The organism is Mycolicibacterium arseniciresistens (assembly GCF_030519285.1).
In the GTDB taxonomy this organism is placed as follows: domain Bacteria; phylum Actinomycetota; class Actinomycetes; order Mycobacteriales; family Mycobacteriaceae; genus Mycobacterium; species Mycobacterium arseniciresistens.
Genome location: NZ_JAUMSQ010000588.1, coordinates 1 through 439, shown reverse-complemented (window position 1 = coordinate 439; position 439 = coordinate 1). Strand labels below are relative to the sequence as shown.

At 69.7% G+C, this 439-nt stretch carries 1 protein-coding gene; it reads right to left on the bottom strand.

Going from position 1 to position 439, the window contains the following annotated elements; genetic code table 11:
- Positions 1-42: 42 nt before the first annotated feature.
- Positions 43-439, bottom strand: a 397-nt coding sequence (locus tag Q2100_RS31655; RefSeq protein WP_302917177.1) for a lipoprotein LpqH, incomplete at its 5' end; no start/stop codon positions are given.

Below are 439 nucleotides of genomic sequence, written 5' to 3'. Positions count from 1 at the left end.
GGCCGAATGGCCCAGCACGCCCGCCGCCGCGGCGCGGACCGATCAGCTGCACGTCACCGTGACGGTGAACGGCTTGGAGATCATTCCGGCCATCGGGTTCTTCATGTCGGCGCCGCTGGCCTCGCCGCTGACGGTGTAGGTGTCGCCGTCGACCTTCACCTCCGCCGAGCCGACCTTGGCGCCCATCATGTTGTTGACGGCCAGCGCGTTCCCGTCGACCACCAGGCCGAGGGTCTCGACCTTCGGGGTGGCCTCGTCGGTCATCACGATGCCCAGGCCCTGCTGGCCGCCCACGGCGCCGCTGCCCACGGTGATCTTGCCGCCCTGCTTGACGCAGGTGACCGAGTTGGTGTCCAGACCGGCGAGGTCATTGCCGTCGACCTTCACCTCGGTGCTGCCACCATTGCTCACCTGCGTGCCCGGCGCGGCGGCCGGCTTG